This is a genomic window from Streptomyces kanasensis (assembly GCF_043077165.1).
GTDB lineage: Bacteria > Actinomycetota > Actinomycetes > Streptomycetales > Streptomycetaceae > Streptomyces > Streptomyces changanensis.
In genome coordinates, this window is record NZ_JBIBSF010000006.1 from 354,646 (window position 1) to 368,213 (window position 13,568).

Sequence of the window (13,568 nt, forward strand, 5' to 3'; positions counted from 1 at the left end):
CGGCGGTACGCGGGCAGTGCGGGGGCGACGGGCGGTACGCGGGGGCGACGGCGGCCGTCAGACGCGGGTGACCGCCGAGACGGGCATCATGCCGACCGGGTCGTACCGGACGGGGGCGCCCGGGTAGGGGGCGTGGACGACCTGGCCGTTGCCCATGTACATGGCCACGTGGCTGGCGTCGGAGCGGTAGGTCACGAGGTCGCCGGGGCGCGCCTCGGAGAGGGGCACGTGGCGGCCCGCGCCGCGCTGCGCCTGGGAGGTGCGGGGCAGAGCGACGCCGGCCTGGGCGTACGACCACTGCATCAGGCCGGAGCAGTCGAATCCGTCGGGGCCGTTGGCACCCCACACGTACGGCTTGCCGACCGCCGAGCGGGCCGCCTGGACGGCGAGCGCCGCGCGGGACGACGCCGCGCCGGTGGGAGGCGGGAGGGAGCCCTCGTCGCGGCCCGAGCGGGACGCCCGGCCGAGGGCGTCGCGCTCCTCGGACGGCAGGGAGTGCAGCAGCGCTCGCGCCTCGGCGAGCTTCCGCTCGACCTGCCGCTTGTGGCGGGCCACGGCCGCGCGGCTGCGCTCCAGTTCGACGAGGGCGCGGGTGGCCTCGGCGCGCTCCTGCGCCAGCCGCTGCCCGGCGCGCCGGAGTTCGGCCAGCGCGGCGGCCTGCCGCTCGCTGATCCGGTCGAGGACGGCGGCCTTGTCGAGATAGGTGTCGGGGTCCTCGGACAGCATCAGCGCCAGGGACGGGTCGATGCCGCCCGAGCGGTACTGGGCGCCGGCGACCGCGCCGAGCGCGCCGCGCATGCGGTTGATGCGCTCCTGGCCGCGCGCCACGCTGTCGCGGGCCGTGTCGACGGCCTCGCGCAGCCGGTCGGCGCGCTCGTCCGCCTTGTTGAAGCTCTCCGTGGCCCGCTCCGCCTCGGAGTAGAGCCGGTCGACGCGGGCGCGTGCGGTGTCGGCCGGTTCGGCCGGGTCGGCGTGCACGGGGCTGGTACCGAGGGCGGCGGCCGCCGTGGCCGCGGCGGCGGACAGGACGGTGGCCTTGGCGCTCCGGTGGAGGCCCGGGTGGGGGGGACGGCGATGGGACGCCACGGACCGCGCTCCCTTCAGCTGTGACGCAGTGTGGTGCGCGCCAGACAGTAGCGGGGTGGTCACGCTGCGACCAAAGACCTTCGGGCGCGCACATGGTGACGCCCCGCCGGGAACCACAGGTCACCGGCGGGGCGGGGCGTCAGTACGGGGGTCGGGAAATCCCCCGATCGGGCGCGCATGGCGGGCGGTTCGACCGACACGCCGGGCGTGCCGCGCATATCAGCTGCCCGGCCGCGGGCGCACGGGTCAGATGCGGACGCCGAACTGGAACGAACCCAGATAGTCCATCGACTCGTAGCGGACCGAGGTGCCCGGCTTCGGGGCGTGCAGCACGGTGTTGTTGCCGGCGTACAGGCCCACGTGGGCGAGGCTGTTGAAGAAGACGAGGTCGCCCGGCTTGAGCTCGCCGCGGCCGATCTTCACGCCGTCGTTCTGCTGCGTGTACGTGGTGCGCGTGATGCTCACGCCCGCCTGGCGGTAGGCCCACTGCGTCAGGCCGGAGCAGTCGTAGGAGTTGGGGCCCTCGGCACCGGAGACGTACGGCTTGCCGATCTGCGTGGCGGCCGCGTTGAGCGCGGCGGCGCCGCGCTGGGAGGCCGGGACCTCGTTGCCGAGCTCGACGCGCTCGCCGGCGTCCCGGCTGGCACGCTGCTCCTCCTGCTGCATCTTCCGCCGCTCCTCGGCGGTGAGCGTGTTGAGCAGCTTCTGCGCCTCGGCCAGCTTGGCCTGGTACTTCTTCTTCTTGTCGCCGAGCGACTTGCGGACGTCCTCCAGGTCGCCGAGCTTCGCGGTCGCCTCGGCGCGCTGCTGCGCGAGCGTGCGCTGCTTGGCCTGGATGGTGCGGAGCGTCTCGGTCTGCTTGGCGGAGAGCTGGTCGACGGCGGACGCCTTGTCGAGGTAGTCGTCCGGGTCGGAGGAGAGGAAGAGCTGGAGGGACGGGTCCATGCCGCCGTTGCGGTACTGGGCGCTGGCGACCGATCCGATGCCGTCGCGGAGGGTGTTGAGCTCTTCCTGGCCGCGGGCGACCTGGTCCTGGAGAGCGGTGATCTCCTTCTGGAGCTTCTCGCGCCGTTCGTCGGCGAGGTTGAACTGCTCCGTGGCCTCTTCGGCCTCGTGGTGGAGCTTGTCGACCTTCTCCTTGACCTGGTCCTTGGTCGGCTGCGGCGCGGCCGAAGCGGTCTGCGAGGTCAGGGCCACGGCAGCGGCCGCGGTGGCGGTGAGCACGGTCACACGGGTGCGGCTCGGCTGCTTGGGTCGACGGTGGGACGCCACGGAGGCGAGCTCCTTCTTCCTCATGAGCCGCCTGCCGGTGGACGGTCGGTGCCCCGGCACCGTGCACCCGGACACCCCGTGAATACGTCCGAACTGCACGATTTAGGCGGTTCCTTCGCTGTCGTCCCCGATGGACGACCAACCGCGCGAAGGTTCGAGCCCAGACCCTAGTGACCAACTTGTGATCAGTTCAAATCCTCATGAGAAAAATCTCGCCCGCCGGCCACATTCCCCACCCCCGTCCCACGCTGCGTCATGGGCGGTTGACGGTGGGTTCCGCCACGCGCCCTCAAATGGGGCATGCGGCGCAGGAGTTACGAGAGCCGCGAAAGCCGCTTGAGCAGCATGACGGACGCGACCGGCCGGGCACCGGACTTGGCGACGCCGTCCGCGACCTCGCGGTCGCTGGAGACCACGACGACGGGCCGACCGGCGGGCTCGGCCCGCACCAGCTGGCGGATCACCTCGTCGGCGGTGACCCCCGGCTTGGAGAAGAGCACCCGCACGCCACGCGGCGGCGCCAGCAGTACCGGGGCGGCCAGCTCGGCCCCGTCGAAGACGCAGGTGACCTCGGCACCGGTGCGGGCGGCCAGCCCGGCGAGCCCACCGAGCAGCCGCAGCCGCTGCTTCTCCAGCGGCATCGTCGGATAGCCGGTCTTGGTGACGTTGTACCCGTCGACGACCAGGTGGGCCTGCGGGAGGGCGAGCAGCTGGTCGAGGAGGGCGGGGTCGGTCTCGGAGAGCGCCCGGGCCGCGATGTCCTTGGGCGACATCCGGCCCGGCTCCACCGCGTCCACGGAGTCGGCGGGGCGCACCGCGACGGGCGGCAGGGCCAGTTCGCGGCGCAGCCCCTGCGCCGCCTCCAGGACGGTGTCGAGCAGCAGCCGCAGCCGTACGTCCTCCACCGAGCGGCCCTCCCTGGCCGCCCGGCGGCTGGCCTCCAGGGCCGCCTCGGTCTCGCCGAGCCGCGCCTTGAGGCGGCGGCTCTCGCTCTCCGCGGCGGAGACCCGGGCGGTGGCGTCGGCCTTCGCGGCGTCGACCTCCGCCCGCGTGCGGCGCAGGGCCGCCTCGCCGCGCTTCACGTCGCTCTGGGCGCTGCGCAGCTTGCGCTGAAGCGATTCGGCTTCCTTGCGGGCCGCCTCCAGCTCGGCGCGCAGCCGCTCGGTCTCCGACCGGGTCTGGGCACGGGCCTCGGCGAGCTCCTCGCGCAGCCGCTCCAGCTCCCGCCGGCCGGCCTCGTCGGCCCGCTCGGCGTCGGCGCGCTGCACCTCCTCGCCGGCGGCGGCGACCAGCTTGACCCAGCCGGCGGGGCGGAGCACGTACGCGGCGGCGGCCACGTCGACGGGGTCGGCGGCCGCGGGCGGCGCGCCGGACTCGACGGCCCGGGTCAGCTCCGGCTGGGTTCCCCGCAGCCGCTCGCCGATCCGCTGCCGGAAGAGCGCGTCGCCCTCCAGCGCGGCCGCCATGGCGTTGCCCGCGAACCTGGCCCGGCGCGAGGGGGTGAACCGCGCGTACTGCCGCAACTGGGCCGGCAGCTCGGCGACCGTCAGGCCGCCGAACGCCTCGGACACGAGCGCCACGACCCGGCGCCGCACCGGCTCGGGCAGCGGGCGGTCGAGCGCCTCGGCGGCGTCACCGGCCGCACCGGCCGACTCAGCGCCGCTTTCGGGCTGCGCCACGATCCGTCACCCCTACCGTCGTTCTCTCTTCACCGGGCCGCCCGCCGCACCGGGCGCGCCGCTCAGGAGCCGGCGCCCGGCCTGTCCACCAGCTCGATCCGGTCCACGGCGTTGCACCAGCGGCAGCGGACCGACTCGATGGTCTCACTGACCACCTCGCGCTCCTCCACCGTGGGCTCCCCCGCCAGGTCCAGATGGACGTACTCCACGACCTTCGAGGAGCGCGTCACGTCGAAACGTGTCAGGTTGCCGCACAGGGTGCAGCGCCAGCGGGTCTCGGCGGTCGGCTGGGGAACCGTCGTCATGGTGGCCGTCCTTGTCATGGTCCGGTCGTTCCAGTAATCGACCCGCGGTGCGCCGTCGGACTGCGGGTGCCCCGGGAGCGGCCCCGGGCACGTCCGTAACCCTACGGCCTCGGCGGTCCCCCCTGCTCGGGCGGAGGGCGGGGCCGGCCCAGGGTGACCGCCGGCCCGGCGAGGCGCTCTGTCCGGCTCGCTCCCCGTACGTCATGATCTGTGCGTGAGGGATTGGCGCGGAACGTTCCGGCGTGCGGTCACCGGGCCCTCGGTGACCTACGCCGTCATCGGCGTGTGCGCGGTGGTGTTCGTCCTCGGACCGGCCTCGGGGCTCAATCCGTCGTACGGGACGGGCGACGACCTCGTCCTGGCCCAGAGCGACTACTTCCGGCGCTGGGGAGTGATTCCGGCGGACCTGCTGAGCGGGTCGCCCGCGGCGCTGCTCACCCCGCTGAGCGCCCTGTTCGTGCACGGCAACTGGCTGCACCTGCTCGGCAACATGCTCTTCCTCTTCGTCTTCGGCGCGATGGCCGAGGAGCGCATGGGGCACTTGCGCTTCGGCGCCTTCTACGTGGTCTGCGGCTGTCTGGCACTCGCCGGGTACGCGCTGGCGCACGCGGACAGCGGGCAGACGCTCGTGGGGGCGTCGGGGGCGATCTCGGGGGTGCTCGGGGCGTTCCTCTACCTCTTCCCGCGTGCCCGGGTCACGAGCCTCTTCCCGTTCCTCTTCTTCCTGCCGCTGCGCTTCCCCGCCTGGATCGTGCTGGTCTTCTGGTTCGCCCTGCAGTGGCTGGCGGCGCGCGGCGCCGGCAGCGGTCCGGGCGTCGCCTACCTCGCGCACCTGATCGGCTTCGGGCTGGGCTTCCTCCACGCGTGGGCGCGCTACCGGGGCATTAGAGTGAAGGCCCCAGCAGCGGCCACCGAGGGAGAGGGACAGCCGTGATCACCGCGATCGTGCTCATCAAGACCAGCGTGGACCGCATTCCGGAGATCGCGGAGGCGATCGCCGCTCTCGACAACGTGAGCGAGGTCTTCTCCGTCACCGGCACCTACGACCTCGTCGCCATGGTCCGCGTGGCCAGGCACGACGACCTGGCCGACGTCATCCCGGGCAGCATCAGCAAGATCCCCGGAGTCGTCGCGACCGACACCCACGTCGCCTTCCGCACGTACTCCCAGCACGACCTGGAGGCGGCCTTCGCGATCGGCCTCGACGCGTAACCCAGCGAATCACCCGTACGGGTGAAACGGATTCAGCCACGGTCCGGCACGCAGCGCCCGTCCTCGGTGCGGTAGCTCCAGCGGGCGCCGTCGCGGACCAGCTCGCGCACGGCCCGGACGAAGCGCTCGACGTGCTCGTCGGGCGTCCCCGCGCCGAAGCTGACCCGGATCGCGTTGAGGGACCGCTCGCCCGGTCCGGCCTCCGGCGCGCCGCACGCGCCGGGCTCCTGCGGGGCCCCGCCCAGCAGCGTGCGCACCAGCGGGTGGGCGCAGAAGAGGCCGTCGCGCACGCCGATGCCGTACTCGGCGGAGAGCGCGGCGGCGAAGTGCGAGCTGTTCCACCCCTCCACGACGAAGGAGAGGACGCCGACGCGCGGGGCGTCGTCGCCGAACAGCGACAGCACGCGCACCTGCGGCACGTCGGCCAACCCCTGCCGCACGCGCGTGATGAGCTCGCACTCCCGGGCCACGAGCGCGTCGAACCCGGCCTCGGTCAGCGCGGTGCACGCCGAGGCGACCGCGTAGGCGCCGATCACGTTGGGTGAACCGGCTTCGTGCCGGGCGGCCGTGGTGTGCCAGTCGACGTCCACGCCGCCGTCCGCCCGCCGGGCCACGCGCCGGGAGGCGCCCCCACCCGCCAGATACGGCTCGGCCTCCCGCAGCCAGTCCGCCCGGCCGGCCAGCACGCCGGTGCCGAACGGCGCGTACAGCTTGTGCCCCGAGAAGGCCACCCAGTCCACGTCCAGGTCGGCGACGTCCACCGGGTGGTGGGGCGCCAACTGGGCGGCGTCGAGGACGATGCGCGCCCCGTGCGCGTGCGCGGCCGCGGCCAGTTCGCGTACGGGCCACAGCTCTCCGGTCACGTTGGAGGCGCCGGTCACGCACACGAGGGCGGGGCCGTACGGCTCCCGGTCGGCGAGGGCCCGCTCCAGCGTGCGCACGGCCTGCCCCGGCGTGCGCGGCGCGTCCAGGTAGGTGACCCGCGCGCCCCGCCACGGCAGCAGCGACGCGTGGTGCTCCGTCTCGAAGACGAACACCTCGCACCCCTCGGGCAGTACGTGCGCGAGGAGGTTCAGCGAGTCGGTCGTGGAGCGGGTGAACACCACCTGGTCGTCGGGGCGGCAGCCGAGAAAGGCGGCGACGGTCGCGCGGCTGCTCTCGAACAGGTCGGTGGAGAGCTGCGAGAGGTACCCGGCGCCGCGGTGGACGCTGCCGTAGTACGGCGCGTACGCGGCGACGTCGTCCCAGACGCGCTGCAGCGCGGGCGCGCTGGCCGCGTAGTCCAGCGCGGCGTACGTGACGTGGCCGCCGGTGACGAGCGGCACGGTCACGTCCCGCCCGAGCACGGGCAGCGGACCGTCGGAGGCGGAGGGGGTGGAGGCGGTGGAGACGGGGACGGTGGCCGGCGCGGGCACGGCGGCGGACACCGCGGGGGCGGCCTCGGTGAGGGGGGAAACGGTGGCGTTCGGGTACGCGGACATGGCGGACTCTCCCAACGGGCGCGGCGAATGGGGGCGTGCGGAACCCGCAGGGCGACGGCAGGGCCGTGGCGCGTACGGGTGACTGCCTCGACGCACGGCCCGGCGATGACGACGGTGGCCGTGCGGAGGGGGAGGAGGGCCGAAGGCCCTAGCGCATTCGCTTGCTCACGAGACTGCTCCCTCGGGACCAGGACCCCAGGGTGTGCAGGGGTCCGCGCTTGCCGCAGACCTCGCTGCCTGCGGCCTGGTCTTCACCCGGGGCCCCAGGGGGTGTCTTTCGGATCCTGCCGGGCTCGCGGCGCCCGGCCTGATCCAAGAAGCAGGACCTAGCGGTTGCTGGCGCGGACCCAGCGGTCCAGGGTCGCGCGGGCGGCGCCCGAGTCGATGGACTGCGCGGCCTTCTCCATGCCCGCCCGGATCTGCTCGGCCAGCGGCGCGTCGGTCGGGGCCAGGGCCACCAGGGCCGCAGCCGAGTTGAGCAGCACGGCGTCCCGCACCGGGCCCCGCTCGCCGGCGAGCAGCCGGCGGGCGACGTCGGCGTTGTACGAGGCGTCCGCGCCGCGCAGGGCCTCCACGGGCACCAGGTCGAGGCCCACGTCGCGCGGGTCGAACGCCTCCTCGCGCACGGCCCCGTCGCGGACGGTCCACACGCGGGACGTCGCGGTGGTGGTCAGCTCGTCGAGGCCGTCGTCGCCGCGGAAGACGAGCGCCGACGAGCCGCGCTCGGCGAGTACGCCGGCGAGGATGGGGGCCATGCGGGCGTCCGCGACGCCGGTCGCCTGGGCCCGTACGCGGGCGGGGTTGGTCAGCGGCCCGAGGAAGTTGAAGGTCGTGCGGATGCCCAGCTCCTTGCGGGCCGCGGCGACGTGGCGCAGGGCGGGGTGGAACTTGACGGCGAAGCAGAAGGTGATGCCCGCCTCGTCGGCGACCTCGGCGACCCGCTCCGGGGTCAGTTCGAGGTTGACGCCGAGCTTCTCCAGGACGTCCGAGGCGCCGGAGGCGGAGGAGGCGGCGCGGTTGCCGTGCTTGACGACCTTCGCGCCCGTACCGGCCACGACGACCGCCGACATGGTGGAGATGTTGACGGTCTTCGCGCCGTCACCGCCGGTGCCGACGATGTCGACGGACGGACCGGGCACGTCGATGGTGCGGGCGTGGGCGTACATGGTGCGGACGAGGCCGGTGATCTCCTCGACCGTCTCCCCCTTCGCGCGCAGGGCGACCGCGAAGCCGGCGATCTGCGCGTCGGTGGCCTCGCCGCTGAGGACGCGCTCCATCGCCCAGGCGGTCGTGTCGGCGTCGAGGTCCCGGCCGGCGAGGAGGGTGTCGAGGACCACGGGCCAGGAGCGGCCCGCCGTGGTCGGTCCTCCAGCGGGTTGCACAGCGCTCATGGTCGCTCCTGGGTCCGTGACGGATGAGAGCCCCAGCCTATCCACCGCCGGGGACGGCGAAGAGCCCCGTCCGACGATTGGACGGGGCTCCTGCCGTGGCGACCTTCTCGGGTCCGGGGTCCCCCCGGGGGCGGACCCTCGGGGGGAGGTGATCAGTGGTGGCCGTGGCCCGCGCTGATCTCCTTGTACTCCTCGGCCGTGGCCTTGGGAACCTGGTTCCCCTCACCGAAGTAGCCCTTGCTCAGCTTCGCGCGGAGCTTCGCCGAACGGGTCGGCTTCCGCTCGACGCCGTTCTCGTCGACCGTCGGGCCGAGCTCGGCGGGCGCGTACTGCTCGTGCGCGGTGAGCGCGTGCAGCTGGGCCTGGCTGAGCGGCTCGTGGACCTCGACGAACTCACCGTGCGGCAGCCGCTTGATGATGCCCGTCTCACGGCCGTGCAGGACCTTGTCGCGGTCGCGGCGCTGGAGACCCAGGCAGATCCGCTTCGTGACGACGAAGGCGATGACCGGTCCGACGAAGAAGGCGATCCGGACGAACCAGGTGACCGCGTTGATCGACATGTGGAAGTGCGTGGCGACGATGTCGTTGCCACCACCGATCAGCATGACCATGTAGCCGGTGATCCACGCGACGCCGAGGCCCGTGCGGGTCGGGGCGTTGCGCGGGCGGTCCAGGATGTGGTGCTCGCGCTTGTCGCCGGTGATCCACGACTCGATGAACGGGTACGCCGCGATGGCGGCCAGCATCACGCCGAACAGGACCAGCGGGATGAACACGCCCAGGACGAGCGTGTGGCCCCACAGGTTGATCTCCCAGCCGGGCATGGCGCGGATCAGGCCCTCGGCGAAGCCCATGTACCAGTCGGGCTGCGCACCGGTGGACACCTGGTCCGGGCGGTACGGACCGAGGGCCCACACCGGGTTGATGGTGAACGCGCCGGCGATGACCGCGACGACGCCGAAGACCAGGAAGAAGAAGCCACCGGCCTTCGCCATGTACACCGGCAGCAGCGGCATGCCGACGACGTTCTTGTTCGTCCGGCCGGGGCCCGCGAACTGCGTGTGCTTGTGGTAGAAGACCAGGATCAGGTGGGCCACCACGAGGCCGAGCATGATGCCCGGCAGCAGCAGGATGTGGATCGAGTAGAACCGGGCGACCATGTCGTGGCCGGGGAACTCGCCGCCGAAGATGAACATCGACAGGTACGTGCCCACGATCGGCACGGACAGGATCGCACCCTGCGTGAAGCGGACACCGGTGCCGGAGAGCAGGTCGTCCGGGAGCGAGTAACCGGTGAAGCCGGTGAACATGCCCAGGACGAACAGCAGGAAGCCGAACAGCCAGTTGATCTCACGCGGCTTGCGGAACGCGCCGGTGAAGAAGACGCGCATCATGTGCACGAACATGCCGGCGATGAAGATCAGCGCCGCCCAGTGGTGGATCTGCCGGATCAGCAGACCGCCGCGGACGTCGAAGCTGATGTCCAGGGTCGAGGCGTACGCCTCGGTCATCCGCACACCCTGCATCGGCACGTACGAGCCGTGGTACACGATCTCGTTCATGCTCGGGTGGAAGAAGAGCGTCAGGTACACGCCCGTCAGGATGATGATGATGAAGGTGTAGAGGCAGACCTCGCCCAACATGAAGGACCAGTGGTCCGGGAAGATCTTCCGCATGTTGGACTTGGCCAGGGAGTAGATCCCGAGCCGTCCGTCCGCCCAGTCGGCGACCCGCTCACCGGCGGGCGCCTTGCGCGTCGTGTCGTTGGCGGTACTCATCCGCGCTCCCAGAATGCAGGACCGACCGGCTCTTCGAAGTCGCCGAGCGCCTCGAGGAAGCCCTTGTCATCGACGCCGATCCGCAGCTGCGGAAGGGCGTGGCCGGCAGGGCCGAAGATGACGCGGGCGCCGTCGGACAGGTCGAAGGTGGACTGGTGGCACGGGCAGAGCACGTGGTGGGTCTGCTGCTCGTACAGGGACACCGGACAGCCCACGTGGGTGCAGATCTTGGAGAAGGCCACGATGCCGTCGTGCGACCACTCGAGCTCGCGCTTGTCCTTGATGTCGGCCGGCTGGATCCGGACGATCATCAGGGCGTCCTTGGCGATCTTGTTGTTGAAGTCGTGGTCCTCCTCGCTCAGGCCCTCCGGCATGGCGAAGGTGAGCGAACCGACCGAGACGTCCTCGGGCCGCAGGGGCTCGAAGGTGTTCATGTTGATCAGCCGCTTGCCCTTGGCCCACGAGGTGTGGAAGAGCTTCTTCTCGGGCATCGGGCCGAGCTCACGCAGGAGCACGAGACCGGACAGCGGCACCATCGCGAGCGCGCCGAACATCGTGTTGCGGATCAGCTTGCGCCGTCCCAGACCGGACTCCGCCGCACCCTGGGCGAAGTCGGCCATCACCTTGGCCTTGAGCTCGGGAGCCGCCTCGATCGGGTGGCGGTCGTCGGCCATCTCCTCGTCCGACATCAGCGTGCGGGCCCAGTGGACCGCGCCGGCGCCGATGCAGAACAGGGCGATGCCCAGCGTCAGACCGAGCGACAGGTTGGTCGCGCTGACGTGGCCGAGGGGCCACACGTACACGATCTTGTCGACGGGGAAGGCCACGAACGAGGCGATGAAGCCGACGGTGGCCAGCATCGAGATCGTGAACAGCAGGGCGACCGTCCGCTCGGACCGCTTGGCGGCCCGCTCGTCGATGTCCTGGACGCGGGGCTTGTGGGGCGGGAGCCCCGGGTCGGCGAACGGGCTCTCGGCTACTGCCGAGCCGTGCGCGGTGTCCTGCTTCTGCGGCAGGCTCTCATCGGAGATCTCTTGGCTACTCATGACTTCTTGGCCTTAGCGGTGTGGGCCGCGACCCAGACGGCGACGGCGATCAGCGTACCGAGACCGAAGATCCAGCCGAACAGACCCTCGCTGACCGGTCCGAGGCTGCCCAGCCCGAAGCCGCCGGGGGTCGGCGTCTCGTCACCGTTCACGGCCTTGATGTACGCGATGATTTCCTTCTTCTCCTTCTCCGGCATGGTGGTGTCGGGGAAGGTGGGCATGTTCTGCGGGCCGGTCTGCATGGCCTCGTAGATGTGCTTCTCGCTGACGCCGTCGAGGCCCGGTGCGTACTTGCCCTTGGTGAGCGCGCCACCCTCACCGGTGAAGTTGTGGCACTGGGCGCAGTTGTTGCGGAACAGCTCGCCACCCTTGGCGACGTCCGCGCCCTCCACGCTGTACTGCTTCTCGGTGGGGGTGATCGGGCCGGCGCCGAGCGACGCGATGTACGCCGCGAGCTGGTCGATCTGGGCCTGCGTGTAGATGTTCTTCTTCCGCGGGACCTGGGCGCCCGGCTGCTGCGCCGGCATGCGGCCGGTGCCGACCTGGAAGTCGACGGCGGCCGAGCCGACGCCCACGAGGGACGGGCCGTCGGAGGTGCCCTGACCGCCGGTGCCGTGGCAGCTGGCGCAGCCGACGGTGTAGAGCTTCTTGCCCTCCTCGATGGCGAGGGACTGGGCGGTCTCGTCGGCCTGGGCCGTGCTCGCGGGCGCGAACGCGGCGTAGAGCCCCCCAGTGGCCGCCAGCGCGAGGAGTAGGACGACGACCGCCGCCAGCGGATGGCGTCGTCGTGCGGAGAGCTTTTTCACGGATTACCCCGGTGTCAGGATCTTCTGCGTCGATGCTTGCTGGAAGTGTCTCGGTCCGCCAGGCGGCGGCCCGATTACTTGATCATGTAGATCGTGGCGAAGAGGCCGATCCAGACGACATCGACGAAGTGCCAGTAGTAGGACACGACGATGGCGGCGGTTGCCTGCTCGTGGGTGAAGCGCCTCGCGGCGTACGTCCGGCCGAGGACCAGGAGGAACGCGATGAGGCCGCCCGTCACGTGCAGGCCGTGGAAGCCGGTGGTCAGGTAGAACACCGAGCCGTAGGGCCCGGAGGACAGGGACATGCCCGCCTCCTTGACCAGCTCGGTGTACTCGAGGACCTGACCGCCGATGAAGATCGCGCCCATGACGAACGTCACGATGAACCAGGCGCGCAGCTTCTTCACGTCGCCGCGCTCGGCGGCGAAGACGCCGAGCTGGCAGGTGAGGGAGGAGAGCACCAGGATCGTGGTGTTGGTCGCCGAGAACGGGAAGTTCAGGTGGCCCGCCTGCTCGGACCAGTATTCGGCACCCGTTACCGATCGCAGGGTGAAGTACATCGCGAAGAGGGCCGCGAAGAACATCAGCTCGGAACTCAGCCAGATGATGGTTCCGACGCTGGTGAGGTTCGGTCGATTGACCGACGGGTGCGCGTGCCCGGTATCTACTGTCGTTGCTGTCGCCACGACCGACATTATGTCGGTCGCTTATCCCGCCCTCACTCCGGGGGGTGCCGTTCGGAGTGTCCCCGCCTCCGGCGGGCGGCCCGACCTGACCCGAACGGCCCATCGGGACGGCCTCCGGAGGGGTGTCGGAGCGGTGTTGACGGGCGGTGGGACGGAGTAGCATCCGCGCATCGGTTACCGAGCACTCCCGCGTACGAACTCGGAGGAACCATGCAGTCCAGCGCCACCGTACTGGTCTACAGCGACGACGCGAACACCCGCGCGCAGGTGCGGCTGGCGGCCGGGCGGAGGCCCGCGGCCGACGTTCCCCCGGTCGAGTACGTCGAGTGCGCGACGCTCCCGGCCGTCCTGGAGAAGCTGGAGGAGGGCGGCATCGACGTCTGCGTCCTGGACGGCGAGGCCGTCCCGGCCGGCGGGATGGGCGTGTGCCGGCAGATCAAGGACGAGGTGTTCCGCTGTCCGCCGGTGCTGCTGCTGATCGCACGGCCGCAGGACGCCTGGCTGGCCACCTGGAGCCGCGCGGACGCCGCCGTGGCGCTGCCGGTGGAGCCGGTGGAGCTGGCGGAGGCGCTGGCGGCCCTGGTGCGCAGCCGGCTGGCCGTGGAGGCCTGAGCCGCCCGCCCGCGCCGCACGGCCAGCCCGCACGGCCGCGCGGGCTGGCCCGTGGACGCCGTGCGGCCGCGCCGCCGGGCACGCCCGTGGGCCCGCAGGCCCCGTCGACGGGGTCGCGGGCCCGTCGGCCCGCAGGCCCCGCGCGGCGCCCGTGACGGCCCGCGCCGACCGCCCTGGGCCGGCCGGCGGACCGGGCACGAGCGCGGGGGCGTGC

General features: G+C 72.0%; 13 protein-coding genes and 1 riboswitch. Of the genes, 3 read left to right on the plus strand and 10 right to left on the minus strand.

The window, feature by feature from the left end; genetic code table 11:
• Positions 1-57 precede the first annotated feature (57 nt).
• The 4 genes from ACF053_RS17850 to ACF053_RS17865 all read right to left on the minus strand — a co-directional run bounded on the left by ACF053_RS17850 (position 58) and on the right by ACF053_RS17865 (position 4,342).
• Positions 58-1,086 carry a C40 family peptidase gene (locus tag ACF053_RS17850; protein WP_391954762.1) on the minus strand — a complete coding sequence of 343 codons (1,029 nt, stop codon included), beginning with the start codon at positions 1,084-1,086 and terminating at the stop codon, positions 58-60.
• Positions 1,087-1,332: 246 nt separating this feature from the next.
• Complete coding sequence (locus ACF053_RS17855) at positions 1,333-2,358, minus strand: C40 family peptidase (RefSeq protein WP_391954848.1); 1,026 nt, start codon at positions 2,356-2,358, stop codon at positions 1,333-1,335.
• 314 nt (positions 2,359-2,672) lie between these two features.
• On the minus strand, positions 2,673-4,037 hold the full coding sequence (locus tag ACF053_RS17860) for an NYN domain-containing protein (protein ID WP_391954763.1): 1,365 nt from the start codon (positions 4,035-4,037) through the stop codon (positions 2,673-2,675).
• Positions 4,038-4,099: 62 nt separating this feature from the next.
• The gene (locus tag ACF053_RS17865; RefSeq protein WP_058941343.1) at positions 4,100-4,342 is read right to left on the minus strand and encodes a hypothetical protein; all 243 of its coding nucleotides are present in this window, start codon (positions 4,340-4,342) and stop codon (positions 4,100-4,102) included.
• A gap of 214 nt (positions 4,343-4,556) precedes the next feature.
• Here ACF053_RS17865 and ACF053_RS17870 point away from each other — a divergent pair, with 214 nt between their 5' ends.
• Both ACF053_RS17870 and ACF053_RS17875 read left to right on the plus strand, forming a co-directional pair.
• Positions 4,557-5,276: a rhomboid family intramembrane serine protease gene (locus tag ACF053_RS17870; RefSeq protein ID WP_391954764.1), complete on the plus strand. Its 720-nt coding sequence runs from the start codon at positions 4,557-4,559 to the stop codon at positions 5,274-5,276.
• Entirely contained in the window at positions 5,273-5,554 is a 282-nt protein-coding gene (locus ACF053_RS17875) for an Lrp/AsnC family transcriptional regulator (protein ID WP_058941341.1), read from the plus strand. The genes ACF053_RS17870 and ACF053_RS17875 overlap by 4 nt, the downstream gene beginning before the upstream one ends.
• A 32-nt stretch (positions 5,555-5,586) precedes the next feature.
• Here ACF053_RS17875 and ACF053_RS17880 read toward each other — a convergent pair whose 3' ends face one another.
• The 6 genes from ACF053_RS17880 to ctaE all read right to left on the minus strand — a co-directional run bounded on the left by ACF053_RS17880 (position 5,587) and on the right by ctaE (position 12,751).
• On the minus strand, positions 5,587-7,035 hold the full coding sequence (locus ACF053_RS17880; RefSeq protein ID WP_391954765.1) for an aminotransferase class V-fold PLP-dependent enzyme: 1,449 nt from the start codon (positions 7,033-7,035) through the stop codon (positions 5,587-5,589).
• 209 nt (positions 7,036-7,244) lie between these two features.
• Positions 7,245-7,362, minus strand: a riboswitch (SAM riboswitch).
• Positions 7,362-8,426 carry an anthranilate phosphoribosyltransferase gene (gene trpD, locus ACF053_RS17885; protein ID WP_391954766.1) on the minus strand — a complete coding sequence of 355 codons (1,065 nt, stop codon included), beginning with the start codon at positions 8,424-8,426 and terminating at the stop codon, positions 7,362-7,364. It overlaps the preceding riboswitch by 1 nt.
• A gap of 152 nt (positions 8,427-8,578) precedes the next feature.
• Positions 8,579-10,204 (minus strand): cytochrome bc1 complex cytochrome b subunit, encoded by a 1,626-nt coding sequence (gene qcrB, locus ACF053_RS17890; protein ID WP_391954767.1) that lies wholly within the window; start codon positions 10,202-10,204, stop codon positions 8,579-8,581.
• Complete coding sequence (gene qcrA / locus ACF053_RS17895) at positions 10,201-11,250, minus strand: cytochrome bc1 complex Rieske iron-sulfur subunit (RefSeq protein WP_391954768.1); 1,050 nt, start codon at positions 11,248-11,250, stop codon at positions 10,201-10,203. The genes qcrB and qcrA overlap by 4 nt, the downstream gene beginning before the upstream one ends.
• Positions 11,247-12,056, minus strand: coding sequence for a cytochrome bc1 complex diheme cytochrome c subunit (gene qcrC / locus ACF053_RS17900; protein WP_391954769.1), 810 nt, complete (start codon positions 12,054-12,056; stop codon positions 11,247-11,249). Before qcrC ends, qcrA begins: the two co-directional genes overlap by 4 nt.
• Before the next feature lie 74 nt (positions 12,057-12,130).
• Positions 12,131-12,751, minus strand: a complete 621-nt coding sequence (gene ctaE / locus ACF053_RS17905) for an aa3-type cytochrome oxidase subunit III (protein WP_058941336.1) — start codon at positions 12,749-12,751, stop codon at positions 12,131-12,133.
• Positions 12,752-12,952: 201 nt separating this feature from the next.
• Here ctaE and ACF053_RS17910 point away from each other — a divergent pair, with 201 nt between their 5' ends.
• The gene (locus tag ACF053_RS17910) at positions 12,953-13,354 is read left to right on the plus strand and encodes a hypothetical protein (RefSeq protein ID WP_391954770.1); all 402 of its coding nucleotides are present in this window, start codon (positions 12,953-12,955) and stop codon (positions 13,352-13,354) included.
• Positions 13,355-13,568: the final 214 nt, after the last annotated feature.

Coding starts and splice junctions, on each gene's coding strand:
- ctaE (WP_058941336.1), bottom strand. CDS start 12,751: ATGTCGGTCGTGGCGACAGCAACGACAGTAGATACCGGGCACGCGCAC.
- trpD (WP_391954766.1), bottom strand. CDS start 8,426: ATGAGCGCTGTGCAACCCGCTGGAGGACCGACCACGGCGGGCCGCTCC.
- qcrB (WP_391954767.1), bottom strand. CDS start 10,204: ATGAGTACCGCCAACGACACGACGCGCAAGGCGCCCGCCGGTGAGCGG.
- ACF053_RS17865 (WP_058941343.1), bottom strand. CDS start 4,342: ATGACGACGGTTCCCCAGCCGACCGCCGAGACCCGCTGGCGCTGCACC.
- qcrA (WP_391954768.1), bottom strand. CDS start 11,250: ATGAGTAGCCAAGAGATCTCCGATGAGAGCCTGCCGCAGAAGCAGGAC.
- ACF053_RS17910 (WP_391954770.1), top strand. CDS start 12,953: ATGCAGTCCAGCGCCACCGTACTGGTCTACAGCGACGACGCGAACACC.
- ACF053_RS17880 (WP_391954765.1), bottom strand. CDS start 7,035: ATGTCCGCGTACCCGAACGCCACCGTTTCCCCCCTCACCGAGGCCGCC.